At 61.5% G+C, this 25,212-nt stretch carries 20 protein-coding genes; 12 read left to right on the top strand and 8 right to left on the bottom strand.

The annotated features are described in order from the left end of the window. Positions 1-241 precede the first annotated feature (241 nt). Positions 242-1,195, top strand: a complete 954-nt coding sequence (locus JQS30_RS08570) for a serine protein kinase RIO (protein WP_213169877.1) — start codon at positions 242-244, stop codon at positions 1,193-1,195. 109 nt (positions 1,196-1,304) lie between these two features. On the opposite strand, the gene JQS30_RS08565 is transcribed toward JQS30_RS08570, so the two are convergent. Then, the gene (locus JQS30_RS08565; protein ID WP_213169876.1) at positions 1,305-2,558 is read right to left on the bottom strand and encodes a serine hydrolase domain-containing protein; all 1,254 of its coding nucleotides are present in this window, start codon (positions 2,556-2,558) and stop codon (positions 1,305-1,307) included. Between the two features lie 214 nt (positions 2,559-2,772). Here JQS30_RS08565 and uvrC point away from each other — a divergent pair, with 214 nt between their 5' ends. The 9 genes from uvrC (at position 2,773) to JQS30_RS08520 (ending at position 12,746) form a co-directional block, all read left to right on the top strand. Beyond that, complete coding sequence (uvrC, locus tag JQS30_RS08560; RefSeq protein ID WP_246497829.1) at positions 2,773-4,818, top strand: excinuclease ABC subunit UvrC; 2,046 nt, start codon at positions 2,773-2,775, stop codon at positions 4,816-4,818. 480 nt (positions 4,819-5,298) lie between these two features. Further along, the gene (rapZ, locus tag JQS30_RS08555) at positions 5,299-6,210 is read left to right on the top strand and encodes an RNase adapter RapZ (protein WP_213169874.1); all 912 of its coding nucleotides are present in this window, start codon (positions 5,299-5,301) and stop codon (positions 6,208-6,210) included. Next, a complete protein-coding gene (locus tag JQS30_RS08550) occupies positions 6,207-7,139 on the top strand; it encodes a gluconeogenesis factor YvcK family protein (RefSeq protein ID WP_213169873.1) in 933 nt (310 codons plus the stop codon). Before rapZ ends, JQS30_RS08550 begins: the two co-directional genes overlap by 4 nt. A gap of 3 nt (positions 7,140-7,142) precedes the next feature. Beyond that, positions 7,143-8,123, top strand: a complete 981-nt coding sequence (gene whiA, locus JQS30_RS08545) for a DNA-binding protein WhiA (protein ID WP_213169872.1) — start codon at positions 7,143-7,145, stop codon at positions 8,121-8,123. Between the two features lie 409 nt (positions 8,124-8,532). Then, a complete protein-coding gene (gap, locus tag JQS30_RS08540) occupies positions 8,533-9,531 on the top strand; it encodes a type I glyceraldehyde-3-phosphate dehydrogenase (RefSeq protein ID WP_213169871.1) in 999 nt (332 codons plus the stop codon). 15 nt (positions 9,532-9,546) lie between these two features. Further along, on the top strand, positions 9,547-10,749 hold the full coding sequence (locus JQS30_RS08535; RefSeq protein WP_213169870.1) for a phosphoglycerate kinase: 1,203 nt from the start codon (positions 9,547-9,549) through the stop codon (positions 10,747-10,749). 9 nt (positions 10,750-10,758) lie between these two features. Then, positions 10,759-11,544, top strand: coding sequence for a triose-phosphate isomerase (tpiA, locus tag JQS30_RS08530; protein ID WP_213169869.1), 786 nt, complete (start codon positions 10,759-10,761; stop codon positions 11,542-11,544). A gap of 305 nt (positions 11,545-11,849) precedes the next feature. After that, positions 11,850-12,095, top strand: coding sequence for a preprotein translocase subunit SecG (secG, locus tag JQS30_RS08525; RefSeq protein WP_213173020.1), 246 nt, complete (start codon positions 11,850-11,852; stop codon positions 12,093-12,095). Positions 12,096-12,389: 294 nt separating this feature from the next. Then, positions 12,390-12,746, top strand: a complete 357-nt coding sequence (locus JQS30_RS08520; RefSeq protein ID WP_213169868.1) for an RNA polymerase-binding protein RbpA — start codon at positions 12,390-12,392, stop codon at positions 12,744-12,746. A gap of 516 nt (positions 12,747-13,262) precedes the next feature. Here the strand turns inward: JQS30_RS08520 and pgl are convergent. The 6 genes from pgl to tkt form a co-directional block, all read right to left on the bottom strand. Beyond that, positions 13,263-14,024 (bottom strand): 6-phosphogluconolactonase, encoded by a 762-nt coding sequence (gene pgl / locus JQS30_RS08515; protein ID WP_213169867.1) that lies wholly within the window; start codon positions 14,022-14,024, stop codon positions 13,263-13,265. Beyond that, complete coding sequence (locus tag JQS30_RS08510) at positions 14,021-14,959, bottom strand: glucose-6-phosphate dehydrogenase assembly protein OpcA (protein ID WP_213169866.1); 939 nt, start codon at positions 14,957-14,959, stop codon at positions 14,021-14,023. Before JQS30_RS08510 ends, pgl begins: the two co-directional genes overlap by 4 nt. Positions 14,960-14,970: 11 nt before the next feature. Continuing rightward, the gene (gene zwf, locus JQS30_RS08505) at positions 14,971-16,647 is read right to left on the bottom strand and encodes a glucose-6-phosphate dehydrogenase (RefSeq protein WP_213169865.1); all 1,677 of its coding nucleotides are present in this window, start codon (positions 16,645-16,647) and stop codon (positions 14,971-14,973) included. Next, positions 16,644-18,254, bottom strand: coding sequence for a glucose-6-phosphate isomerase (locus JQS30_RS08500; protein ID WP_246497827.1), 1,611 nt, complete (start codon positions 18,252-18,254; stop codon positions 16,644-16,646). Before JQS30_RS08500 ends, zwf begins: the two co-directional genes overlap by 4 nt. 9 nt (positions 18,255-18,263) lie before the next feature. Next, positions 18,264-19,364 carry a transaldolase gene (gene tal, locus JQS30_RS08495; protein ID WP_425498862.1) on the bottom strand — a complete coding sequence of 367 codons (1,101 nt, stop codon included), beginning with the start codon at positions 19,362-19,364 and terminating at the stop codon, positions 18,264-18,266. 427 nt (positions 19,365-19,791) lie between these two features. After that, the gene (tkt, locus tag JQS30_RS08490; RefSeq protein ID WP_246497826.1) at positions 19,792-21,876 is read right to left on the bottom strand and encodes a transketolase; all 2,085 of its coding nucleotides are present in this window, start codon (positions 21,874-21,876) and stop codon (positions 19,792-19,794) included. A 350-nt stretch (positions 21,877-22,226) separates the two neighbouring features. Between tkt and JQS30_RS08485 the strand changes: the two genes are divergently transcribed. Beyond that, positions 22,227-23,279 (top strand): heme o synthase, encoded by a 1,053-nt coding sequence (locus tag JQS30_RS08485; RefSeq protein WP_213169863.1) that lies wholly within the window; start codon positions 22,227-22,229, stop codon positions 23,277-23,279. Positions 23,280-23,425: 146 nt separating this feature from the next. On the opposite strand, the gene JQS30_RS08480 is transcribed toward JQS30_RS08485, so the two are convergent. Beyond that, a complete protein-coding gene (locus JQS30_RS08480) occupies positions 23,426-24,403 on the bottom strand; it encodes a COX15/CtaA family protein (protein WP_213169862.1) in 978 nt (325 codons plus the stop codon). 78 nt (positions 24,404-24,481) lie between these two features. Between JQS30_RS08480 and JQS30_RS08475 the strand changes: the two genes are divergently transcribed. Next, positions 24,482-25,183, top strand: a complete 702-nt coding sequence (locus tag JQS30_RS08475) for a helix-turn-helix transcriptional regulator (protein ID WP_213169861.1) — start codon at positions 24,482-24,484, stop codon at positions 25,181-25,183. Positions 25,184-25,212: the final 29 nt, after the last annotated feature.

Below are 25,212 nucleotides of genomic sequence, written 5' to 3'. Positions count from 1 at the left end.
TGCTTTCTATGGGGCTTGCGAGTCTCCAGCCGCGATACGAAGGAGGGATAGACCGATGATGACCGTCATTGTGGCTGCCCGTTCGGCAGCCGTCCATTTTCCCTCTCAGCGGCAGAACTAACAACACTCTCTGAAACAGCATTGTCTGATCTGCGGGGCCGTTGTCCCTGCTCATTCTGAGGTACCGCGCTCATCAGCGCGCGCATCTGCCGCTGGGATTTTCCCCAGAGGAGTACCTATCGTGGCGCGCAAGAACCGCGACGAAGAGACCGCTATGTCCGTACACCGGATGCGTTCACATCAAAAATCTCAACGTAAGAAGGCTGACGCTTCTCTTTATGACGCGCAGACCGAAGAGTATTACCGTTCGTTCTTTTCGGAGATTGTCGAGCAAGAGGTTGCTGACGGCCGTCCTCCCGAAGGCGATCGGTGGTCCATTTGGGACCAGTCGGAGCCCTTGGAGAAGGGGCCCGAACCGCGTCCCTCGTGGCTGGTCACCGAACTGGCAGCGGTCGACTATGAACTCGGAGTCCTTAAGACCGGCAAGGAGGCCGACGTCTTTTTGATTCAGCGAGCTGTTCCGGGCGAACCCGGATGCCTGTTGGCCTCGAAACGCTATCGTTCTGCCCATCACTCGCACTTCAACCGCTCTGAGGACTATGTGGCGGGGCGCGGTATCAAAAGCTCGCGTCAGGCGCGGGCTATCAAGAAGGGCACGTCCTTCGGGAAGCTCGTCTCCTCGGGCCGCTGGTCGGTAGCTGAATTCGACGCCCTGAAGTTGTTGTGGCAGGCCGGTGTCTCGGTGCCTTACCCGGTACAGGTCTTCGGCACCGAAGTGATCATGGAGTTCATCGGCGATGACAACGGCGAGGCCGCCCCACGGCTGGAGCAATTGCGTCCCGACCCCGTTGAACTGAAGAGCCTGTGGGAACAGCTGACCGACGACATGGTCACGATCGTGCGCGAAGGCTATACGCACGGAGACTTGTCGGCCTATAACTCGTGCGTTTGGGAGGGTCGCTTGTACCTGTTTGATTTGCCGCAGATCGTCGACCTGTACTTGAACCCGAAGGGCCAGGAGTTTCTGCGTCGCGACGTGGTCAATATCGGGCGCTGGTTCACCGACCGAGGCATGGCACCCGAAAAGGTCGACGGGCTGATGGCCACCGTCATGATCGAGGCGGGTTTCAACTGAGACCGTGGGAAAAGGGCCCGGCCATACGGCCGGGCCCTTCCTCTTGGCGTGATGGAGCGCTTGCTACTCCACCGTGCCAGTCTTCTCTACCCTCCAGAGAAGTCGTTCGCTACCGGTGGTCGTGCACCTGATTCAGTAGCGGTTGTTCGGCGGCCAGCTCTGCGGCCATGGCTTCGACGTCGAGGTTGTTGACGTCCTCGTGGCACAGGCTGACGATGAACATCTCGTAGATCGCCTCTTCCAGCCCGTCGAGCGGAGCCATCCCGTCATCGGTGTTCCACGCGACGGTCACCTGCTTCTCGCCGTCCAGAGAGTGCAGCGAATAGGACACGTGTCCGAGCCCGCCGCCGGAATGGCCGTAGACCACGCCGTCCGGCAATGAGGGACAGCTCAGCGCCACGGTGCTGAGACCGAGGCCATACTCGTACTCCGGCCTCTCGGGACTCGTCGCGACCGTGTCCAGCATTTCGGCGAACTGCTCTTCGGTCACGAGCGTTCCGTCGCTGAGAGCCGCATAGAAGGCGTTGACGTCGCCTGGGTTTGACACCGCCCCGCCAGCAGCCCACAGCTGGGAGAACGACAGACCCGTTGTGTCCACATAGGGATCGTCCTCGGAGTTGAAGATGATCTTCGCGTCCAGACTCGTTCCCCGAATGAAGAAGTGGTTCTGCTTGGCCAAGTAACTGTCCTCCAAACCCAGCGGCTCGAAGATGCGCTGGTCGAAGACGTCCTCCAAGGCCTCGCCCTCGATGTGTTCGATCAGCAGTCCCAGCACCGAGTAACCGGTGTTGGAGTAGGCCCACGCGTCTCCCGGCTCGAACAGCAGCGGGTCACCCGCGATAAGAGACACGTGCTGTTCGGGGGAGTAGCGGGTCCACATGTTGTCGCGCAGGGACTGAGGGTCGCCGGTCTCGAAGAGGCCACTGTAGATCTTCGCGCCGTAATCACCGAGCCCGCCGGTGTGTTGCAGCAGTTGGCGCACAGTGATGTCGTCCTCATAGGGCAACAGGTCCGGCAGGTGGTTCTGTACCGGATCGTCAAGGTCGAGCTTGCCCTCGGCCTCCAGCTGCATGATGATCGTGGCGACCATCGACTTGGTGAGACTGGCGATGCGGAACCGGTCGGTCGGTTCGGCGTCGGTCAGCCCGTGGATGTCGCGACTTCCCAACGCCTCGGCCCAGATCTCGTCACCAAGTCGCACTTCGGCGATGACGGCGTCGAGCCCGGTGTCGTGTAGTTCGGTCAGTGCGTCGTCAAGATAGTCAGAGTTGAGCCGGTCTTGGGGTGTTAGAGCGTGAGCGGCGACGGGGACGGCCAGGAGGCTGGTCGCCAAAAACGCTGTCAATACCGTTCGTTTCCTCATGCACCTAAGGCTATGAGAGTGCCCGATTGATCACCTCCCTCACTGGAACTAACTTTCCGTCCCCCTCCGGGATGACCGCCCTGCCCTCGCGGGGGGACTCTGGCATGAGAGGTGTCACCGCGCTCCCACCCACAGTCGGAGGCGCCCATATCCGGCGAATCGACCCCGGCACCGTGCCCCGGACTTGTCAGGGCAACGGATTAACCTGGTAAAGGTGAGTGTCGATTACCGTCCTGCGCCAGGAACCATTCCCACCGACCCGGGCGTCTACCGCTTCCGCGACCGCGACGGCCGCGTGATCTATGTGGGTAAGGCCAAGAACCTACGCAACCGGCTCAATTCCTATTTCGCCAACCTCGACTCCTTGCACGAGCGCACCCGTCGGATGGTGACCACGGCTCGCAGCGTCGAATGGACTGTGGTGTCGACCGAGGTAGAGGCACTGCAACTGGAATACACCTGGATCAAACACTACGATCCAAGATTCAACGTCGTCTATCGTGACGACAAATCCTATCCGTGGCTCGCGGTCACCCTCGGCGAGGAATATCCACGCATCCAGGTCATGCGCGGGGATCGCAAGAAAGGCGTGCGGTACTTCGGGCCCTACTCGCACGCGTGGGCCATTCGCGACACGGTCGACTCCCTGTTGCGGGTCTTTCCCGCCCGGACGTGTTCGCCCTCCGAGTTCAAGCGAGCCCGTCGCATGGGGCGGCCGTGTCTGTTGGCCGACATCGGCAAGTGCGCGGCTCCTTGCGTGCAACGAGTGTCCGAGGCCGAACATCGTGCCATTGTGGACGATTTCTGTTCTTTCCTGGGAGGCAACACCTCAGCGGTACGCAAGCGTCTCATCGCCCAGATGCAGGAGGCCTCTGAGAACCTGGAGTTTGAGAAGGCCGCCCGAGTTCGCGACGATTTGGCCGCCCTCGACAAGGCGCTGGAAAAACAAGTGGTCGTGCTGTCGGAGGACACCGATTGCGATGTGGTCGGCGTGGCCGACGACGACCTACAGGCGGCCGTTCAGGTTTTCCACGTGCGCAACGGCCGCATTAGGGGCCAACGTGGTTGGATTATCGACAAACCAGAGCCGCTGGGGGAGGCCGGGATCGTGGAGAGTTTCTTTAGCCAGTTCTACGCCGAGGCAGCTCACGACCTCCCGCGCGAAATTCTCGTCCCAGCTTTGCCCGACGATGCCGAGGCGCTCTCCTCGTGGCTACGGGAGAAACGAGGTGCCCGGGTCGTCTTGCGGGTACCGCAACGCGGAGACAAGCGATCGCTGGCCGACACTGTGCGCCGCAATGCCGAAGAAGCCTTGCAACGACACAAGCTCAAGCGAGCCTCTGACCTGACCTCGCGATCGAAAGCGTTGGAGGAATTGGGCGAGGCGTTGGAAATGGCGGAGGCGCCGCTGCGGATCGAGTGTTATGACGTGTCCCAATCTCACGGCAGTGACGTTGTGGCCTCGATGGTCGTGTTCGAAGAGGGGCTCCCCCGTAAGAGCGAGTATCGCCGTTTTGTCATCAAGGGCGAACGCACTGACGACCTCTCCGCGTTGCAAGAGACGCTGCGGAGGCGGCTCAAACGCTTGGGCGACCAGCCCGCCGGTTCACCTGACGAAGCCTCGGTTGAGGCCGGGCATGTCATCGAGGACGGCGAGCTGATGGAAAACACCGACAAGAAGCGTTTCGCCTATCCTCCGCAGCTGATCGTGGTCGACGGGGGAGCACCGCAAGTCGCCGCCGCGGACGCGGTTTTCACCGAGTTGGGAGTCGATACCGTCCACCTAGCCGGCTTGGCCAAACGGCTAGAGGAAGTGTGGCTGCCCGGTGATGACTACCCAGTCATCCTCTCCCGCTCCTCTGAGGCCCTCTACCTTTTGCAACGCCTTCGCGACGAGGCCCACCGCTTCGCGATCTCGCTGCATCGTTCCCGGCGACGTAAGCGTATGAAGACATCGGCTCTGGACTCAGTACCTGGGCTGGGGCCCTCGAAACGGAAGGCTTTGCTGAAGCGATTCGGATCGGTCAAACAAATTCGGCGAGCCGACGTCGCCCAACTACAGGAAGTCGAGGGTATTGGGCCCCGCTTGGCGGGAACGATCGCCCAGCACCTGGCGTTGGAGTCAACTGACAATGGCGCAGATGACGGCCGGACTGGCGATACCTCTGCGGCGAATGCGGCGACACCGGCCAATGGTGAGGAACACTCACTGGCAGAGCAGCTGGTGGAACAGGAACAGGACGACCAGGATTCCTCGTAGGATTCGGTGACCATAAGAGCTCCTATCAGGTTTGTTTCCGTGGCGAGGATGGTGTGCTGTCAGTGCGTGGCGAGGCGGAGGCCCTTGTTCATACCCAGCGGGTATGGGCAAGGGCCGACAACGCGGCCAGGCGCGACATCACTCCACCGCAGTAGGAAGAGAAACCTGATAGGAGCTCTAAGGTGCACTATGTCAAACGGGAGCCCACGGCTGCTGAGGGCTGTTTTTGGTCCGCATAGACTCCTCACCATTGGCCCCGAGACCACCTCGGGCCACGCCTATGTCCAGTTCAATCTGGTCGTGAGCTCCTCCACCGCGTCTACACGTGGCCGTAGGTGGCCCGGCTCAAATTCGCGGAGGCGTCTGCGGGAAACGAAACCGATCCGACCTCTCGATTCCGGGGACAAAGGCGCACACTCGCTGTGCTGAGTGTGCCGCCAGTCGCTGAAAACACTCGCATAAACGGGGATAATGAACGCCATGTCGCATAGTGCCACCACTTCCGAATCGCATGGGGGCGGCCAAACGGACCGTTCTCACCTAGACCTCGTCATCGTCACTGGTATCTCCGGCGGTGGCCGCTCCACCGTGGCTCGCGCGTTGGAGAACATCGGCTACTTCGTGGTCGATAATCTGCCTGAGGCACTCGTGGCCCAGATGGCCGAACTGGCCAGCCACGACCCGGCCACGCGCCGCACCGCGATTGTGCTAGACGTGCGTTCGCACGCTTTCACCATCGACCTGATGGGCGTCATCGACCAGCTGCGCGAAGCTGGCTACAAGCCACACCTGGTCTTCGTGGACGCCGACGACGACGTCATCATCCGACGCTATAAGAAGGTGCGCCGCTCCCACCCTCTCCAGTCAGACGGCCTGCTGGCCGACGGCATCGCCGCCGAACGCGCCATCCTCGCCCCAGCCCGCCTAGCTGCCGATACTCTCATCGACACCACGCACCTAAACGAGAATCAGCTGCGTTCCCGGGTCGAGAACGCCTTTGTCGATCGCTCTGAAGCGCCGGTGCAGATCTTGTTCATGTCTTTTGGATTCAAGTACGGCATCCCACTAGACGCCGACTTCGTCGCTGACGTACGATTCCTGCCTAACCCACACTGGGTTCCCCAACTTCGCGAACACACCGGTCAACATGCCGAAGTGTCCAAGTACGTCCTCTCCCAGGAATCGGCGGAACCGTTCCTCGACACCTATCAGCGGCTCATTAGCGCCACCACTGAAGGATTCGAACGGGAAGGAAAACGTCACATGACGATCGCCATCGGCTGCACCGGCGGCAAACACCGCTCGGTGGCCATATCCGAAGAGCTGGCCACACGATTCGACACCATCGGCATTCCGGCCCACACCCACCACCGCGATCTGGGGCGTGAATGAGGCGCCCCACCAAAGTCGTGGCATTCGGGGGCGGTCGTGGACTGGCCGCCTCCCTGACCGCACTGTCCAGTCTTGACAACATTGACCTGACCGCCGTGGTCACCGTCGCCGACGATGGCGGGTCCTCCGGGCAGATCCGTGCCACGCGGCCGGTGCTTCCCCCCGGTGACCTACGTAAAGCCCTCATCGCCACTGCCGACCCGACTAGGGTGTCCCTGACCGAAGTCTTCGGTCACCGATTCGAAGGCACCGACTTCCTGGCCGGTCATCCCGTCGGCAACATCATCCTGACCGCGCTGCTGGAGCGTTACCCCAACCCGGTGGAGGCACTGGATCGGGCGGCGGAGGCGCTGGGGTGCCGCGCCCGCATTCTCCCCATGGCCAACGAGCGTCTTGACATCGAGGCCGACATTTGCCTCAACGGTGCCGATCACGTCATTCATGGCCAACACAACGTCGCGGTCAATCCCGGGCGCGTGGACCGCCTGCGCATCACTCCCGTCGACGTCGAACCCTGCCCTGAGGCCAAAGAGGCCATCGGCCAGGCGGACTGGCATATTTTCGGCCCCGGTTCCTGGTACACCAGTGTCATTCCCCACCTGCTACTCCCCAAACTTCGAGATGCGGTGAAGGCCGCCTCCGCCCGCCGGGCCGTCGTGGTTAATCTGGCCGAGGAGAACGAAACCACGGGCCTAAGCTTGCCCGGGCATCTGCAGGCCCTGGCGGATTTTGCCTCAGGTGTCCGATTTCATTACGTCATTGCGGACGATACCCGTTGCTCGAACGAAGCTCGGTCGTTGAACCAGGCGGCACAATCGCTGTCAGCGCAGCTGGTCTTGGGCCGCGTCGCCGCCGACTCGACGAGCCACGACCCACAAGCGCTGGCCAAAGTGCTGGGCAATTTGCTTCACGATGAAGGTGGTAGCTGATCTATGGCGATGACCGCTGCGGTCAAGGACGAACTCAGCCGGGTGACCAGCCCGAAGAACTGCTGTCAGCGCGCTGAGCTGGGAGCGATATTCCGCTTTGCCGGTGGACTGCATCTAGTTACCGGCAAGGTGGTCGTCGAGGCTGAGCTCGATGTCGGCTCGGTGGCCCGGCGCACCAGGACGATGATCTCCAATCTGTACAACTACGACTCCGAGATCCACATACTGGCTGCCGCTGGGTTGCGGCGCACCAGCCACTACGTCTTGCGCGTCATCGCTGACGGGCAGGCCCTAGCCCGCCAGGTCGGTTTGACCGATCAACGCGGCTACCCGGTGCGAGGCCTTCCCGCCCACGTGGTCGGCTCGTTTCCCTGCTGCGCCGAAGCTGCCTGGCGTGGTGCATTCCTCGCCCGCGGGTCGCTGACCGAACCGGGCCGCTCCTCCTCGATGGAGGTGACCTGCCCTGGCCCCGAGGCCGCCTTGGCGTTGGTGGGAGCAGCTCGTCGACTGGGCATTACCGCCAAGAACCGCGACGTGCGCGGGGTCGACCGGGTCGTGATTCGTGACGGTGATGCCATCGGTGAGATGCTGACCCGTTTGGGCGCGCATTCCTCGGTTCTCACCTGGGAGGAGCGTCGGGTTCGCCGCGAAGTTCGAGCTACGGCGAATCGGCTGGCCAACTTCGATGACGCCAACCTACGTCGGTCCGCCCGGGCGGCGGTGGCCGCCGCGGCGAAGGTCACCAGGGCGCTGGAGATTCTGGGAGATACAGCGCCGGAGCACTTGGTCGCCGCTGGAAAACTGCGGCTGGCCCATCGTCAGGCCTCATTGGAAGAACTGGGAGCGTTGGCAGACCCTCCGCTGACGAAGGACGCTATCGCCGGACGGATTCGCCGTTTGATCAATATGGCGACGAAACGGGCGGCAGACTCGGGTATTCCCGGGCCAGATGAGGCGGTTTCTGAAGAGATGATGGTTGCCTAGGCCGGCTCCGGCACAGGCGGATGGTCATGCCCGATGGCGTGGGGCGTCTTGTATGCGGTGATGTCTTCTCATGGGCGATGGCGCTTCGCGTTGTCCACGATCCCCCACGTTATTACTGATCAGTAGGCCCCGGTTGTCGCGACAGCAAATGTGGCGCAGGCCGCACTAACTACCCGTTGGCGCTGTGAGTGTGACATCATCACAGCGGGCCCACCTATGAGCTGCGCGATACAGCCTGGGTAGGGTCGAGTCAAGCTCGGCGACGAGGCCGAACAGCGCGATCTGTTCCGAGTCGCCCGTTTTGGGGGAGTCCAGAATCGCGTTCGAGGCTGCCGAAAGAGTCCAATATCGACTTTGACGGTGACCTCAGTCCAGCACATGATTTATCGATTCTGCGAGGAGATGGGCAGTGACCATCCGCGTTGGTGTAAACGGCTTTGGCCGCATTGGCCGCAACTTCTTCCGGGCGGTTCTCGCTTCGGATGCCGATGTCGAAGTAGTCGCCTTTAACGATCTAGGTGATACAGACACAATCGCCCACCTGCTGAAATACGACACGATCTTGGGTCGCCTCCCGTACGAGGTAGTCGCTGGAGACGGTGAGATCACCGTCGGCGACAAGACCATCAAGGCGTTCGCCGAGCGTGAACCCGGCAATCTACCCTGGTCGTCGCTCGACGTCGACGTTGTCATCGAATCCACCGGCTTCTTCACCGACGCCGAGAAGGCCAAGGCCCACGTTGCCGGCGGCGCCAAGAAGGTCATCATCTCGGCTCCGGCCAAGAACGAGGACATCACCGTGGTCATGGGAGTCAACGACTCCCAATTCGACACCGCGAAGCACACCATCATTTCCAACGCTTCGTGCACCACGAACTGCCTGGCCCCGATGACCAAGGCCCTTCACGATGTCATTGGTGTCGAAAAGGGCCTGATGAACACCATCCACGCCTATACGCAGGACCAGAACCTGCAAGACGCTCCGCACAAGGACCTGCGCCGTGCTCGTGCGGCCGCGGTCAACGTGGTCCCCACCTCGACCGGAGCCGCCAAGGCGATCAGCCTGGTCATGCCGGAGTTGGAAGGCAAGCTCGACGGCTTCGCGATGCGCGTGCCGATCCCGACCGGTTCGGCCACCGACCTCACCTTCGAAGCCGGTCGTGAGACCACTGTCGAAGAGGTCAACGCGATCGTCAAGGCCGCCGCCGAGGGCCCGATGGCCGGAATCCTCAAGTACACCGAGGACCCGATCGTCTCCTCCGACATCGTCAACGACCCGCACAGCTGCATCTTTGACGCGGGTCTGACCCGTGTTAACGGCAACCAGGTCAAGATTGTGGGCTGGTACGACAACGAGTGGGGTTACTCCAACCGTCTGGTTGACCTCGTCAAGCTGGTTGCGGCGTAGGAACCGAATTCACAGATGAAGACTCTCGCCGAACTTTTGGCCGAGGGCGTCACGGGTCGGCGCGTACTGGTACGCGCCGACCTTAACGTTCCGCTCGACGGCACCACCATTACCGACGACGGCCGCATCCGGGCCGTCGCTCCCACCATCGCCGCCCTTGCCCAAGCCGGGGCTCGCGTCATTGTCTGTTCTCACCTCGGTCGACCCAAGGGCACGCCGGAACCAGCATTTTCGTTGGCACCCGTTGCCTCCAGATTGGGCCAGCTGCTGGAACACCCCGTGAACTTCGTGACCGAAACTGTGGGCACCAACGCCGAGGCAGCTGCCAACGCGGTGGGCGATGGCGACGTTCTCGTGTTGGAGAACCTGCGTTTCAACTCAGGTGAGACCTCCAAAGACGACGCCGAACGATCCGCGTTTGCCACTGCTTTGGCAGCGCTGGCCGATGTCTACGTCGATGACGCATTCGGGGCGGTGCATCGCAAGCACGCCTCGGTTTTTGACGTGGCGGAGCTGTTGCCCGCCTATGCGGGCCTGCTGGTCGCAAAGGAAGTCCGAGTTCTCGGAGATCATTTGACGGGTAGCCCGCAGCGGCCCTACGTTGTCATCCTTGGCGGATCAAAGGTCTCCGACAAGCTGGCTGTCATTGAGAACCTGCTGGGCAAGGTTGACGCGCTGCTCATCGGCGGCGGTATGGCCTACACCTTTCTGGCGGCCCAAGGGCACGAGGTCGGTTCGTCCTTGTTGGAAAAGGACCAGATTGAACGCTGTCGGGGATTCCTTCGGGAGGCCGAGCAACGCGGTGTCGAGCTAATTCTGCCGGTTGATTCGGTCAACGCCACGAGCTTTGCCGAGGATTCCGACCCACAGGTGTCTGACGCCACGGCAATTCCGACCGACCGTATGGGGCTGGATATCGGCCCGAAATCTGCCGCCATCTTCGCCGAGAAGATCGCGGGTGCGCGGACGGTGTTTTGGAACGGACCGATGGGCGTGTTTGAATTCCCCTCGTATGCGGTGGGAACCAAGACGGTCGCACAGGCCCTCGTGGACGCCACGGCCTATACGGTGGTAGGTGGGGGAGACTCCGCCGCCGCCGTGCGTAGATTGGGATTGCCCGAGGACGGGTTCAGCCATATCTCAACCGGTGGCGGGGCCAGCCTGGAGTACCTGGAAGGCAAGACGCTACCGGGCCTTGCCGCACTGGAGAAAGAGTGATGAGTAACCATGAGTGAAACTTCGCGTCGGCCGCTGATCGCTGGCAACTGGAAAATGAACCTCAACCACCTCGAAGCGATTGCTTTGGTGCAGAAGTTGGCATTTAGCCTCACACCTGAGCAGCTGGAGAAAGTGGAGACGGTGGTGCTACCGCCATTTGTCGACATTCGCAGTGTGCAGACGCTGATCGACGGTGACCGTTACTTGATCGGTTTCGGGGCTCAAGACGTGTCCCGTCACGCCTCGGGTGCCTACACGGGTGAGATCGCGGCTTCCATGTTGGCGAAGTTGGGTTGCACCTATGTGACCGTGGGGCACTCCGAACGCCGCCAGTACCACAATGAAACCGATGAGGTCGTCGCGGCGAAGGTCCGGGCCGCGTTGGCGGAAGGTATCAGTCCGATCCTGTGTGTGGGAGAACCGCTGGAAGTTCGTGAAGCGGGAACTCACGTGGCACATACGACTGAACAGCTCTTGGCAGCGGTGGATGGTCTCAGCGCCGAGGAAGTGGCCAAGGTTGTCGTCGCCTACGAGCCTGTGTGGGCGATTGGCACGGGACGTACCGCGACTCCCGAGAATGCCCAAGAGGTCATCGCGGCCTTGCGTGCGGCCTTGCGCAAGAGCTTTGGCGATGTCGCCGAATCGGTCCGTTTGCTGTATGGCGGTTCGGTGAAGGGGTCCAACGTCGCCGAGATCATGAGTCAGGACGACATCGATGGTGCTCTCGTGGGTGGGGCTAGCCTCAATGCCGACGACTTCACCACTATTGTTCGCTTCCCCGAACACATTGGTTGATCTGCGGGTCGGCCAGTCGTAGTCGATCAGAACCGTGGCGTTGTTGTAGAGGTGGTGAGGATTTCAGGTGCTCACCACCTCTACAACAACGCGATCAACCAGGCCCGTGGCATGTTTCGGACATTGGTTCGACCTAGTCTGCGGGTATTCTGCCGCAGCGGACGGCCCGGTCGGGGTGTGATGCGCCCGATGGTCTTCGTCTGCGGTGAGTTAGACTGACGCCCGGTCGTGGAATATGCGATATTGTTTGATCGCCGATCGGCCCGTTCATGTGCCAAAGTCGAGAGGAACCCCCAGCAGCCATGATGACTGTAGTGACGTACGCATTGCTGTTGACTCTGCTTGTTTCCAGCGGTCTTGTGATCATGTTGGTGCTTATGCACAAAGGCAAGGGCGGCGGTCTGTCCAGCATGTTTGGTGGCGGTATGTCCTCGGCGGTGTCGGGTTCGTCGGTGGCTGAGCGGAACTTGTCCCGATTCACCGTCGGCATTGGCATCATCTGGTTTGCCGCGGTTTTGGCTTTCGGTTTGGTGCTGCGCGTACTGAGCTGAGGCTGTGCCGCCGCGCGTGCGGCGACGACGCAAACGTAACTCCGGTTTCCCACTAGGGGCCGGAGTATTTTTATGTCGTGGGATCAATAGAGATATATCGGCAAAGAGGTATTCCCCATTTGGGTGGCTTTCGCGCCGGTGACACCGTACGGGCTCATAACCGCATAAAGTTAGAAAGTTTCGAGCTTTACTTTTCTTATTGTGCAATGCGTCATAAAATCACGTATGCGGCACCCCACGCCGCAACCAAAGAACAACCCACAGTAGATCCCTCTGTGAGGAGTTTCGCCCCAAATGATAAATGGACAAGCGATTCGGGGAACTCGCGTCGGCGCGGGCCCCGAAAGCATGAGCGAGCGCGGGCGGCCGGTCGAGCGCCAGCACGTGAGTTACTGGTGTGCCAACGGCCACGAGACCTCTCGATCGTTCGCGTTGAACGCTGACTTTCCGCTCGAATGGGATTGTCGGCGGTGCGGCTGGCCCGCCAGTCTTGATGAAGAGAATCCCCCGGGGCGGCGTGAATCCCGCCCGTACAAGACCCATCTGGCCTACGTGATGGAGCGACGTTCGAAAGAAGAAGCGGAGGAAATCCTGGCCGAGGCGCTAGCCGCTCGAGCCGCGGCCCGAGGTGAGCTGCGCGCGAGTGCGTGACTAGGGCAGCCGTCAGGCTGCGAATAGGGGTGGCCCAAGATGTTTGGGCCACCCCTATTGCGCATCGTGGACGCCTCAGCGGATTTAGACACAACGCTGGGTGAGCAGTGATGTCACTACGGTGCGCGACCGGATGTGCCAACCTGAGCTTGGGCTGGGTGCAAGCTGCGAACTACCTAGGCGGCCAAGTAGACTCGTTATTGACGTCATAATGATGTCGTTGTGTCTGCAATGGCAAAGCGATTGACGTCGAAACAGTGTCATCGCGACCGTGGGAGGAAAAGTGCTGATCGAGGCTCTGAAACCGTTGGTATTCGACCACGTCAGCAGTTGGGTTGGTTGCTCGCCGCTAAACCTGGTGTCGTCAATGCCAGGCGAACAAGCGCCCGTGTCGGCCCTAGCCCCAATACTGGGGATCGCTGTAGCCATTGGGTGGACCCTCGTTCTCTTCGCGTTGGGACACACCCTGATGACTAGCGAAACCCCCACAACGACCTGGCCGGAGAACTGACCCGATCACTCGCTGGAAAGCCGGGCCGAAGCAGCCGCGTCCAACAGCCACCGCGTGGCCTCCGTGCCACGCACCCCGCTGGCGGGCGCCTCCTCCACACTGGCCTGCCTCGAGCCCATCACAGACCCATACGCCAGAGCCACCGCGTCAGCCTTGCCCGGGCCCGAAGCCACCAGCCAAACCTCACGCGCCGAATTAATCGCACCCAGGCTCAACGTCACCCGCATCGGTGGAGGCTTGGGAGAACCGTGAACACCCAACACCGCCGGCTCAACGACCCGCAAAGCTTCATGATGTGGGAACAACGAGGCCACATGCGCGTCCTCTCCCACACCCAAGAGCAAGACGTCAAACGTCGGCCAGTCGCCCTCTCCGACCCGCTTTAGCTCCGACTCATAATGCGCGGCAGCCTCCTGGGGGTCAGCAAACGCGCCCTGGCCCGGAATCGGATGCACATTCCTCTGATCGACCGGCAAAGCGTTGAGCAGCGCGGCCCGCGCCCCGATCTCATTGCGATCCTCATCCCCGGCCGGGACGAACCTCTCGTCGCCCCACCAAAAATGCACTCGCGCCCAATCCACCGCGTCGCGTGCCGGGGAAGCCGCCACCGCCGCGTACACCTGCGCGGCCACCCGGCCGCCCGTCAACACCACAGACGCCTCACCGCGCCGCGCCTGCGCATCCGCCAACGCGTTAATGAGCCGTCCGGCGACACCGTGAACCAAGACTTGTTGGGTGGGGTGAATAACCAACGAAGGGGCGCTCATGCGAGGCGCACCCCCCGGTCATATGCGAACTGCTCCAAAGTGTCATGAAAAGCCCGGTCGGGGTCCATGTGCCGCAACTCCTCTGCCAAAAGCTGACCCAGGCTACGCCCCTGCAGGATCAACTGCCGTTTAGCGAAACCCACTTGCTTGAGGAACGTCTGCCCGTCAGCCTGCCTGGTGATACAAATATGGTCGCCCGACTCTAGCGTGAAGGTCACCTCGCCAATACCGGGCAGGTGCTCACCATTGCGCACCACATCCGTATCCACGATTTCGGGCTTCACGTTCAACCGGTTATGCAGCCACGATGCCATGAGCTGCGCCGAAGGGTCGCTATCGAGCGCTTTCAACTGGATATGAGTGACCTCAGAGGTGACATTGTCGAACGCGCTGGCGATCAAGGAGCGCCAGTAGGTGATGCGAGTCCAGCAGATGTCAGTGTCACCGGGGGAATAGTCACGGGCCCGGTTCTTCAAAGTGCCAATGGGATCGCTGGCAAGTGCCGAATAAGTGATGCGCCGATCGGCTACCGCTCCGAGTGGATGCTCCGCCGCACACTCTGGCGGGTCGGTGAGCCAACACGTCACGACGGGCACATCTGGCTCTAGCAGCGGCATGACCACCGATGCGGCATGTTTAATCAGGGGACCGTCGAGTCGCATGAGTACCGCCTCGCACGGACCCAACCTTTCTCCAACGAGGATCTCCGCGTCCAACCGTGGCTGGGGGGCGTCGAAATCGCGTGGGAAGACAATGAGCAGTCGGTAGGGGTGTTCCTGCGCCGCCTGTTTAGCGGCTTCTTCGAGTTGCGGACGCTGGTCTTCGGAGGCCAACACGACCAAGTTCAGAGCTAGGCCGGAGGAACCTCCGGCGTTGTGTTGAGCACGGGTTAGTCCTTTGACGACTTCGCCTGCGGTGGTGTCGATGAGCTCCATGTCGTTACTCCTTAGGCCCGTCGCCAGTCGCGGCCACGGGTGGTGAGCATGTGGTGGGCCTCGATCGGCCCCCAAGTCCCGGCCTCGTACCGGGCGGGGCGAGTGTTCTCCCAATAGTCCTGGAGCGGGTCGATAACGGCCCAGGAAGCGGCGACTTCGGCGGCATCGGGAAACAGGGTCTTGTCGCCGAGCAGGACATCCAGGATCAGCCGCTCATAGGCTTCGGGGCTGGACTCGGTAAAGGTCTCCCCGTAACGGAAGCCCATGGCGATATCGCGTAGCTCCATGCCCGTACCCGGTACCTTCGAGCCGAACTTCAACGTCACGCCTTCATCGGGTTGGACCCGGATGACCAGCTGGTTGGGCTCAAGTTTTTCAGTTTCATAGTCGGCGAAAGGCATGTGCGGCGCGGCTTTGAACATCACGGCTATCTCGGTGACGCGGCGAGGAAGGCGTTTGCCGCAGCGTAGGTAAAACGGCACTCCAGCCCAGCGGCGATTCTGAATGCCCAGTCGCACCGCCGCATAGGTCTCGGTCGTGGAATCGGCGGGAATATCGTCTTCGTCGAGGTACCCCACCACTGGCTTACCCTCTACCCAGCCCTCGGCATACTGGCCACGTACCGCGCAGTTGGCCAAATCGGTGGGAAGGGTGATGGCTCGCAGGACCTTGAGCTTTTCGACCCGGATCTCTTCGGCGTCGAAACCAACTGGTTGCTCCATCGCGGTCAGGGCCAACAGCTGCAAAAGGTGATTTTGAAGTACGTCGCGTGCGGCTCCAGCCGAATCGTAGAACCCGGCTCTACTCCCAATTCCAACGTCTTCGGCCATGGTGATCTGGACATGGTCAACGTAGTGGGAGTTCCACACCGGCTCGAACAGCGCATTCGCGAAGCGCAAAGCCAGAATGTTTTGGACGGTTTCCTTGCCCAAGTAGTGGTCGATGCGGAAGACGTCGGGGGCGGTGAAGACGCGGTCGACAATGCAATTGAGTTCGTCGGCCGACTTCGCATCATGCCCAAAGGGCTTTTCGACCACAACGCGCCGCCATCCTCCCCGGCGGGAGTTGTCGGCCATCTTGGTCCGCTCCAACTGTTTGAGGACGGTGGGGAACGCCTTGGGAGGGATTGAGAAGTAAAACGCGGCGTTACCGACGATGCCGTGCGATTCTCGTAGTGCGTCAAGGGTGTCTGTCAACGTGTCGAAGGCCTCGTCGTCGTCAAACGCCCCGGGCACGAACTTAAAACTGCCCGACAGCCGTCGCCACACGTCCTCCTTCCATGGAGTGCGCGAGTGCTCCTTGGCCGCTGAGCGAGCAAGCTCCTCGAAAGTGCGATCGTCCCAATCGCGTCGGGCGAAACCGACCATCACGAATGAGGCTGGCAACAGCCCCCGGTTGGCCAAGTCATAGATGGCCGGGATGAGTTTCTTGCGCGCCAGGTCTCCCGTGACTCCGAAGATCACCAAAGCGCAAGGCTCAGGGATGCGAGGCAGCCGACGGTCAAGCGGGTCGCGCAGCGGGTTGGTTTCGAAACCGCTGCGCGGTAGACCGCTGGAACTGGGCTGGTCGTGGGCGGGGGCTCCCAGCGTTGAGCTGTGCTCGCCGCCAGCGTGGTCGTGGGCGTCAGCCTCACTGGGGACACCGTCATCGGTGGTCGGACTCGGGGAGACACTGGCGCGTTTGGTCATGACGTGGCCAACCCTTTCACGGCTTCCAGGATTTGTTCGATGCCTTGGGATCGGTCGGTGAGGTGGAGTCGGATGAAGGGACGGTTCCGTTCGAGAATTGCCTGTCGGTCACCGGCGGCCTGGGCAGTTTGCAGGGTCGCGAACGTATAGTCGCGGCCGGGGATGTCCAAGTCAGTGTGGTGACTGCCCGTGATTTGCACGAAGACGCCGCTTTGCCGACCGCCTTTGTGGAATTGCCCGGTGGAATGCAGGAAACGCGGACCCCATCCGAAAGTCACCGGCGCGGCCGTGTGCTCCGCTAGGGCAGGACGCACATTGTCCAAAATGCCTTGGCTTTTGCGATCGAGGTACGCCATGACGGCAAGATAGGCGTCGGCATTACCCGTGTCATCGAGGGCCTGTTGGATCACTGCTGTCACCGTCGTTGCCGTAGACCCGAAAATCTGCACGGCCCCGTCAACGGCGTCGGGACGATCCTCGGGAAGCCCCGCCGAAAGGATGCGGTTGGTGTTCTCTTTACTTTCGGTGACGTTGGGCTGGTTAAAGGGGTCGATACCTATGAGCCGCCCGGCATAGGCGGTGGCCAGTTCCCAGCACAGGAAGTGCGCCCCGAGAGGCCCATTGACGGCAACGTCGGCCGCGTCAAGACGCGATCCACTTGGGGTGATTCCGGAAGCGGAGCCTCCATAGGAGACCGCGATACGGTCTTCGCCACGTGCGCCCGGTGAACCAGGATATTCCACTACCACTGGCAGTGTGCCCTTGCCGTCTTTTCCAGTCGACTCGGCGATAAGTTGCTCGGCCCAGTCGCCCAATCCGACGATGCCGGACCCATCGGCGGCGAATGTCATGGTCTCGCATTCCGCGATAGCCGCGCCCAACAGAAGCGCCGGATTGTCTTCCTCGGAGGTGATCGTCGTGGCGAACTCTTCAGCCTGGTCAATCAGTTCTTCGATGTCCGCCCCCGCCAGAGCCGAGGGGACGAGACCGAACGCGGTGAGCGCCGAATAGCGGCCGCCCACGTTGGCATCAGCACGGAAGACGGTTACACCTTGCTCAGTTCCCAACTGGTCTAGCTGAGACCCCTCATCAGTGATGTAGACGAAGTGCGGCGAGGTGTCCTCGATACCAGAGGTGGTGAAAGCAGCCTCGAAGACTCGTCGATGTGAATCGGTCTCCACCGTCGATCCGGATTTGGAAGCAATAACCACGACCGTGGCGGAAAGGTCGTCTCCCATCGCTGCGGCCACCTGTTGCGGGTCGGTGGTGTCGACCACCGTCAAAGGCAGGTCCAACGTGCGACAGATGACTTCGGGGGCGAGCGAGGAGCCGCCCATTCCGCACAGCACCACGCGATTGATACCGGCGCTGGCCAGCCGTTGCTTTAGCTCGGTGACCTGCGGGAGCAGGTCACGGGAACGAGTGAAGGTGTCGACCCATCCCAGGCGGATCGAGGCTTCGTCTTCCGCGTCGGGACCCCAGAGGGTGGCGTCCTTATCGGCGAGGCGCTGGGCGATGTTCTCGTCGCGCAGCAGCTCCAAGGTCGCATTAAGATCCACAGTGGTGGTGACCGCCAGGCCGCCACCGGAGTGCATGATGGTGTCCATTGCCAATTCTCACTTCTCCAGAGCCGATTTCACGTCGGCGAGCAGTTCGTTCCACGAGGCAATGAATTTCTCCACGCCTTGGGTTTCCAAAAGGGAAGTCACATCGTCGATGTCGACGCCAATGTCGGACAGCGAGTCCATGACGGCTTGCGCATCGTCGTAGTTGCCGGTGATGGTGTCCGTGGGGGCCTCGCCGTGGTCGGCGAACGCCTCCATTGTTGATTCGGGCATGGTGTTGACGCATCCGGGGGCGATGAGGTCCTCAATGTAGAAGACATCGCGGTAGTCAGGGTTCTTGACTCCAGTGGAGGCCCATAGCGGACGTTGCGGACGGGCTCCAGCATCGGCAAGCGGTTGCCAGCGAGCGGAGGAGAATACTTCCTCATAGGTCTGATAGGCCAACCTGGCGTTCGCCACAGCTGCCTGACCCTTGAGCGCGGAGGCCTCGGCAGTGCCGATCTTGTCGAGGCGATCGTCAACCTCGGCGTCGACGCGGGAGACGAAGAACGAGGCGACGGAGGTGATTTCGGACAGGTCATGCCCAGCGTTGCGTGCCATTTCCATGCCGCTGAGGAACGACTCGATCACTTCTCGGTAGCGACTTAGTGAGAAGATCAGGGTCACGTTGACACTGACTCCCGCTGCCAAAGCTGCGGTTATGGCGGGCAGTCCCTCCTGGGTAGCGGGGATTTTGATCATCACGTTAGGACGATCGACCATCCACGAAAGCGCCTTGGCCTCGGCAATAGTGGCCATGGTGTCGTGAGCCAGGCGCGGATCCACTTCCAGCGAGACTCTGCCGTCGACTCCGCCAGTTTCCTCGAAAGTGCCAGCGAGGACATCGCAGCCCCAGCGGATGTCGTATGTGGTCAGTTCTCGGACGGCTTCTTCGACCGAGACTCCGCGAGCCGCCAATTCCTCGAGCTGCTGGTCGTATTCGTTGCCCTCGGAAAGAGCCTTTTGAAAGATCGTCGGGTTCGAGGTCACTCCGACGACGGAACTTTGGCGACGCAACTGGTCGAGATTGCCGGTGCGCAGGCGGCCTCGCGAAAGATCGTCCAGCCAGATCGCTACTCCAGCCTCGGACAGTGCGGCGAGGTTCTCGTTAATGGCATTCATGGGTAGTGCCCCTAAATCAGCGTGTAGCTGGCAGATGTCGATTCACGGATGTGAGGATGTGCGTGCCAGGGCGCTAGTGCTACCAGATGCACGCACGATGTCCTCTTCGTGTGCGGGCTCGGTGGTCGAGTCTGCATCACCTACTGAGCTCGACCACCGAGCAAAACCTATGCCGGATATGAATGAGGTGCCCGGAGTGGGCCTTCCTCATTCATGGTGGTTCGTTCACAGTCGCGACTGTCGCAATAGGCGCTCTCGGTCGTCTCGTCGGCTCGTTCACCAGCGTAAACTTCGCCTCCGGTGGACGTGAGATCGCGCTTTCGCAGAAGCCTCTTCGCAAACTGAACCTCCCACGGTATGAAAACCACACCGTTGCATACGCCTCAACTTATCGAATTCTTCTATCGGGCACTGGACATTAGGTCCGGGCGTTCTCCAAAGAACGGCGAGCCGCGAGTGCGACAGCCTCGGCAGTCACGCCAAATTCTTCATAGATGCGCTGGTACGGGGCCGAAGCTCCGAAGTGTTCGATGGAGACGGCTTCACCCGCGTCTCCCAGCAGGTCTCGCCAGCAGGCGGCGATGCCAGCCTCAACGGTGACTCGGGCCTTTACCGTCGGCGGAATGACAGAGTCTCGGTAGGACTCGGCTTGGGCGTCAAACCACTCGCGGCACGGCATTGACACAACGCGAGCCTGTACTCCGTCGTCAGCCAACTGCTTTTGCGCCGCCAAAGCTAGGTGCACCTCTGAGCCAGTACCGATGATGACCACATCGGGCTGACCCTGCGCATCGGATAGCACATATCCGCCTTTGGCGACGTTGTCGGCTGAGGCGACCTGAGAACGATCGAACGTGGGCACAGCCTGGCGCGTGAGGACCAGCCCCGCAGGGTGTGAACTGTGTTCCAGGATCGTCTTCCACGCCACGGTCGTTTCGTTGGCGTCGGCAGGACGTACCACGTCCAAACCGGGAATCGCCCTGAGCGCGGCCAAGTGCTCGATGGGCTGATGGGTCGGACCGTCCTCGCCCAGGCCGATGGAGTCGTGCGTCCACACAAATGTCACGGGCACCTGCATAAGAGCGGCCAGTCGCACTGCCGGGCGCATATAGTCGGAGAACACGAGGAACGTGCCGCCGTATGGGCGGGTGTGCCCGTAGAGGGCTATGCCGTTGAGGATGGCGCCCATGCCGTGTTCGCGGATGCCAAAGTGCAGGGTACGGCCGAAGGGGTTGCCCTCAAACATGTCGGTGGACCTTCGCGTTGGTACGAACGACGGTTCACCCTTCATAGTCGTGTTGTTGGAGCCGGCGAGGTCGGCGGACCCGCCCCACAGTTCCGGTAGGGGAGCGGCGAGGGCGTTGAGGACTTGACCCGAAGCCGCCCGCGTCGCGATGCCCTTTGGGTCGGCCTCGAATGTCGGCAGATGATCTTCCCAACCCTCAGGTAGCCTTCGCTGCGACAAACGGTCGAAAAGCTTCTTGGCGGCTTCGTTGGCCGCGGCCCAAGTGTCGAATCGGGATTGCCATTCGGTGTGAAGTTTCTGGCCACGTTCGACTGAGCTACGGGTGTAGTTGAGGACGTCGTCGTCGACGACGAAATCCAACTTCGGGTCGAAACCGAGGATCTCCTTGGTCGCGGCCAGCTCCTCGGACCCGAGCTTCGAGCCGTGAACAGCTCCGGTGTTTTGCTTCTTCGGAGCAGGCCAGCCGATGATGGTCCGCAATCGGATGAGGGACGGCTTTGACGTCTCGGCCTTGGCTGCCTCGATGGCCTCCCACAGCGCGTTGACATCTTCGACGTAACTGTCGCCGGATCGCCAATCCACCGTGATGGTGTGCCAGCCGTAGGCCTGGTAGCGTTGCTCGACATTCTCCGAATAGGCAATGTCGGTGTGGTCTTCGATCGAGATCTGGTTGTCGTCGTAGATGACGATCAGGTTGCCTAGCTCCTGGTGCCCGGCCAGGGAGGACGCTTCGCTGGTCACGCCCTCTTGCAAGTCGCCGTCAGAGGCGATGACGTAGACGCGGTTGTCAAACGGGCTCTCACCAGAGGCGGCATCGGGATCGAACAGCCCCCGCTCCCGTCGTTGCGCCATCGACATGCCGACCGCGGTAGCCAAACCTTGTCCCAGCGGGCCGGTCGTCGTCTCAACGCCGGGGGTATGTCCGTACTCGGGGTGACCGGGAGTCCGCGAGCCCCACTGGCGCAGTTCCTTAAGATCGTCCAGCTCCAGGCCGTAGCCATTCAGGAACAACTGGATGTACAGCGTCAATGATGAATGTCCACACGAGAGCACGAAACGGTCGCGCCCGACCCATTCCGGGGAGCTCGGGTCATGGTTCATCACCTTGTTAAACAGCAAATGCGCAGCTGGAGCCAGACTCATGGCAGTCCCCGGGTGCCCATTGCCGCACTTCTCTACGGCATCGGCTGCCAGGACGCGCGCAGTCGCAACCGCGCGATCGTCCAAATCAGACCATTCCAGCTTGTTACCAGTCACTGCTGACTCCCTCACTAATTTTCTTCATCGCTATGTGCCGCGACCCTCGTCCGACTTGTCTATACGCGCCGTGCCGATGTATCGTCCGGTCTCCCACCACCGTAAACGCCGCCTGAGACTCGTTTGCGGAAGCCTGGAGGCAACCGGTCCGAATGAGACTTCTCCCAGCCCGGATATCCAATTCAAGACCCTACCTCCCTACTTCAGACACAGACGCATCTTCATAGTGACTTCGCTCAGGGCCGAATCATGTGAACTCACCCACCTGCGTGAGCTGAACTCGTGACTCGCTGGTAGGGGCGTTGACCCAAGCCCAGGTCACACTAGTGCGACCCGTACTCTGACCTGCGATGAGCGAGAATCTGACGGCGAGTGTCGCGAAGGCTGCAGAGCCCGTTACCGCGCTCGACCTGACCCAGGAACAGTCTCAACGCGCCCCGAGCGGCCCCACTTCTGCCCCGGGTGCCCCTCTGGGGGGCTCCCGCGATGTGGAATCCGACCCCGAAGCGACGTCGAGCCTCAAGGCCCGCATCGCCGGCTACGTCTCGTTGACCAAGCCGCGCATAGTCGAGCTGCTGCTGATCACCACCGTGCCCACGATGCTGCTAGCCTCACGGCTCACCTCGGACTCGCTGCCATCCTTGGGTGTCGTGCTCGTCGTGCTCATCGGCGGAGCCTTCGCAGCCGGATCGGCCAACGCCATCAACTGCTACATCGACCGCGATATAGACCAGTTGATGAAGCGCACCTCGTCTCGGCCGCTTCCGCAGCACAACATCGATCCACGCAACGCGTTGATCTTCGGACTCGTGCTCGGAATTCTGGCCGTCGGTGGCCTGTGGGTGACTGTCGGCTGGCTGGCCGCAGCGCTCACGCTCGGCGCCATTGCCTACTACGACCTCGTATACACCCTGTGGCTGAAACGTACCACCCCCTCCAACACCGTCTGGGGCGGAATCTGTGGGGCGGCACCAGTGCTCATCGGCTGGGCGGCAGTGACCGGCACCGTGAGCGCCGAGGCCTGGCTGCTCTTCGCCGTCGTCTTCTTCTGGCAGCCACCGCACTTTTACGCACTGGCCATCAAGTTCAAAGACGATTACTCGGCCGCCGGAATCCCGATGCTGCCCTCAGTGGCCACCGCCAAACGGGTCGCCGTCGAGTCGGTCATCTTCGGTTGGCTCATGCTGGTGACCTCGCTGCTGCTGTGGCCGCTAGGCAGCGTCACCTACCTTTACGTGGTGGTCGCCGCCGTAACCGGTGGACTGTTCGTACTCGAATGCCACAAGCTGCTGGGCCGCGCGCTGCGCGGCGAGGACCTCAAACCGATGCGGCTCTTCCACTGGTCCACTAGCTACCTTGCACTTTTGTTCCTGGCGCTAGCCGTCGACACGTTCCTCATCTAAGGCGCTACCAAGAACAAGTGGCCGCGCCACAGAGCCCAAGACGGGTTCGTGGCCTCCCACCACGAGAAAGCGGACCGGCCTTGGCCGGTCCGCTCTTGTCTATGAAGTGGCAGATGCGACCACGAGGGTCGGCCACTCACCTACTACTACGGCGAAGTCGCCGCTGTCTTCCGCGGAGCCTCCTCCTCAGCGGGCACCTCAGCCCCAGGCATCGGTGAGGCCTCTGGCGCCTCAAGTGTGCGCAGGGAGAACGTCACGTTGATGACGGCGATCCACAGCAAACATGCCCCCAGCATGTGCATCCCGACCAGAAGCTCGGGCACACCGGTGTAGAACTGTACGTAACCGATGACCGCCTGCAACGCGACAATCGCCATGAAAAGCCCCATGGCTCGCTTAGGAAGTTCAGGTGCTTTGACGGCGAAGAGGGCGAACATCATGGCGATACTCAAGCCAATGACAGCCCACACCGCGTCGGCGTGCAGCTGCGCCAACAGCTCAGAATCCAGGTTGATACGGGGCGAGTCGGGGTCCCCCGCGTGGGGGCCAGAGCCAGTCACGACCACGCCGAGTGCGATCACGAGAAGCACCGCCCCGATGAGAGTCTGGCCGAGCCGCCAGATCGGACGGGGAACTAGCAGTCGCGGCTGGCCATAATTCTCCCCGGCGCGAATGAACAACGCCGTGGCCGCGGCAATACACCCGATCGAGGCGAGGAAATGTAGCCCCACTACCCACGGATTCAGGTTCGACCACACCGTGATGCCGCCAATGATGGCCTGCGTGGGAATAATGGCCAGCACCAGCCAGCCCAGAGTGACCAGATCTGGCCGCCGCTGCTTCAACGCATACGCGGCCAGCAAAGTCCCCAGTGCCACAAACAACAGCACGAAGGTCAAAAGCCGGTTGCCAAACTCGATTGCTCCGTGAATACCCATCTCAGCCGTAGGAGTCATCGTCCCGGGCTCGCATTGTGGCCATTCGGGACACCCCAGACCGGAATCGGTCAGGCGTACCGCGCCACCGGTCACCACAATCAGAACGTTGACAAAAACATTGACGATCGCCCAACGGCGCATCGCGCGCGGAGCCGCGAACATCGATGCGGTCAAAACCCTTTTCACGACCGTCAGAATACGCGGGTGGGACACCTCACTCGGGGGTGACTCGACATAGCCAGAGAATTAAGTAACATTAGTGTTATGGAAAAGGCTACGCGAGCCCACTCGGGCTGCTCTACACCTGATGGCGACACCCGTCGTCGGGTCTCTGAGCTGCTGCTCGAACACGGACACGCGACAGCCCGCGACCTGGCCCTCATCCTTGGCATCACCCCGGTGGCCGTCAGACGCCACCTCGACGCCATGGAATCCGAGGGACTGGTCTCGATCAGGGACGTCGGCTCCACACACCGTGGTCGCGGACGCCCCGCCCGCCATTACCAGCTCACCGCAGCTGCCCGCGAATCCTTCGGGCACACCTATGATGACCTGGCTGTCCAGGCCATGCGCTGGATTCACCGCCACGGTGGCGACCACGCGGTCGAATCCTTCGCCGATCAACAGGTGTCCCGGCTGGAAGAACGGTGCAAGACCGCGCTGGCCGACATTGATGAAAACGACCCACTGAGCCGTGCTGAGGCCTTGGCCGAGGCACTGTCAAGTGAGGGCTACGCCGCAACCTCCTCGACACTCGCCGGGGGCGGACAGCTATGCCAGCATCATTGTCCTGTGGCGGGTGTGGCTTCGGAGTTTCCGCAGCTGTGCGAGGCAGAGACCAAAGTCATCAGCAAACTTTTGGGAGTGCATGTGCAACGACTGGCGACGATTGCCAACGGCGACGGCGTTTGCACGACCCACATCCCCGGCCCGCTCTCGTCCAGAGGCGACCGACCGACTACGTAATGACATTCGAAGTACCAACTCGACAGGTC

Source organism: Natronoglycomyces albus, assembly GCF_016925535.1.
In the GTDB taxonomy this organism is placed as follows: Bacteria; Actinomycetota; Actinomycetes; order Mycobacteriales; family Micromonosporaceae; genus Natronoglycomyces; species Natronoglycomyces albus.
The sequence above is the reverse complement of the archived record's forward strand: the minus strand, read 5'-3'. Positions and strand labels throughout refer to the sequence as shown.

Excerpts from the sequence above, each read along its gene's own strand:
- pgl (WP_213169867.1), bottom strand. The coding sequence starts at position 14,024 with ATGAGCGCCCCTTCGTTGGTTATTCACCCCACCCAACAAGTCTTGGTT.
- JQS30_RS08510 (WP_213169866.1), bottom strand. The coding sequence starts at position 14,959 with ATGGAGCTCATCGACACCACCGCAGGCGAAGTCGTCAAAGGACTAACC.
- JQS30_RS08500 (WP_246497827.1), bottom strand. The coding sequence starts at position 18,254 with ATGGACACCATCATGCACTCCGGTGGCGGCCTGGCGGTCACCACCACT.
- JQS30_RS08550 (WP_213169873.1), top strand. The coding sequence starts at position 6,207 with ATGAGGCGCCCCACCAAAGTCGTGGCATTCGGGGGCGGTCGTGGACTG.
- rapZ (WP_213169874.1), top strand. The coding sequence starts at position 5,299 with ATGTCGCATAGTGCCACCACTTCCGAATCGCATGGGGGCGGCCAAACG.
- JQS30_RS08485 (WP_213169863.1), top strand. The coding sequence starts at position 22,227 with ATGAGCGAGAATCTGACGGCGAGTGTCGCGAAGGCTGCAGAGCCCGTT.
- JQS30_RS08535 (WP_213169870.1), top strand. The coding sequence starts at position 9,547 with ATGAAGACTCTCGCCGAACTTTTGGCCGAGGGCGTCACGGGTCGGCGC.
- JQS30_RS08565 (WP_213169876.1), bottom strand. The coding sequence starts at position 2,558 with ATGAGGAAACGAACGGTATTGACAGCGTTTTTGGCGACCAGCCTCCTG.
- zwf (WP_213169865.1), bottom strand. The coding sequence starts at position 16,647 with ATGACCAAACGCGCCAGTGTCTCCCCGAGTCCGACCACCGATGACGGT.
- whiA (WP_213169872.1), top strand. The coding sequence starts at position 7,143 with ATGGCGATGACCGCTGCGGTCAAGGACGAACTCAGCCGGGTGACCAGC.
- JQS30_RS08520 (WP_213169868.1), top strand. The coding sequence starts at position 12,390 with ATGATAAATGGACAAGCGATTCGGGGAACTCGCGTCGGCGCGGGCCCC.
- tpiA (WP_213169869.1), top strand. The coding sequence starts at position 10,759 with ATGAGTGAAACTTCGCGTCGGCCGCTGATCGCTGGCAACTGGAAAATG.
- JQS30_RS08475 (WP_213169861.1), top strand. The coding sequence starts at position 24,482 with ATGGAAAAGGCTACGCGAGCCCACTCGGGCTGCTCTACACCTGATGGC.
- secG (WP_213173020.1), top strand. The coding sequence starts at position 11,850 with ATGACTGTAGTGACGTACGCATTGCTGTTGACTCTGCTTGTTTCCAGC.